We start from the raw sequence: 776 nt of genomic DNA, 5'->3' as shown, positions 1-776 counted from the left end.
ACTGGTAGACGTCGTCGCCCGTTACATCTTTAAACTTACTGGTGGTGAGTTTGGCTTTACCGTCAAAGGCAGTGTAGAGATCGTCTCCTACTTTATGCTTTTTGCCCTACTGGCCGCCTTTGCCGCTTTTGTCGAACGCTCGCAAATCATCGTCGACGTCTTTACCCAGAAGATGCCCCAGTCTATCAAAGGCTACATGATGGGTGTCTTTATGCTTGGCTTCTTTGCCATCGGCATCGTCTTTGCATGGGGACTCTATGAGAGCGCCATCGACGCCATGGAGTTTGGCAAAGTCACCCAAGATCTTCGTATCTCCATGATGCCAATCTACCTCATCAGTGCTTTGTTAAGCGCCTTACTGGCCATCCGCTCACTGATCGAATCCATCAACATCTTTAAAACAGGCGAATTCTTTGACGCCGAGGAGACAGGCGCATGAGTCCAGAAATTATTGGAGCTATCGGCTTAATCGTCATGATCTTGCTTGTTGTCCTGCGAGTTCCAGTGGCGCTTGCCATGTTGGGTGTTGGATTGGTTGGTTTTGGTGCAGTGACTGCACCCAGTGGCGCACTGCAAATGCTCAAAGATATTCCGGTAGATGTCCTAGCCAAATATGACTTTAGTGCCATTCCCTTATTTATTTTAATGGGCGTCTTTGCCACTCATTCAGGGATGGCAGGGAAGCTGTTTGAAGCTACACGAACTATCTTTGGTGGGGTGAGGGGAAGTCTTGGTATTGCAGGTATTGGTTCCTCTGGTATCTTTGCTTCTATCTC

2 protein-coding genes are annotated in these 776 nt (G+C 48.3%); both read left to right on the top strand.

Going from position 1 to position 776, the window contains the following annotated elements; all coding sequences use genetic code 11:
- Positions 1 to 439, top strand: a 439-nt coding sequence (locus JMX93_RS14270; RefSeq protein ID WP_499205093.1) for a TRAP transporter small permease, incomplete at its 5' end; no start/stop codon positions are given.
- On the top strand, positions 436 to 776 hold a 341-nt coding region (locus JMX93_RS14265), incomplete at its 3' end, for a TRAP transporter large permease subunit (protein ID WP_499205092.1). The genes JMX93_RS14270 and JMX93_RS14265, both read left to right, overlap by 4 nt.

It is taken from the genome of Psychrobacter muriicola 2pS (assembly GCF_904846535.1).
Classification (GTDB): Bacteria; Pseudomonadota; Gammaproteobacteria; order Pseudomonadales; family Moraxellaceae; genus Psychrobacter; species Psychrobacter aquimaris.
The sequence above is the reverse complement of the archived record's forward strand: the minus strand, read 5'-3'. Positions and strand labels throughout refer to the sequence as shown.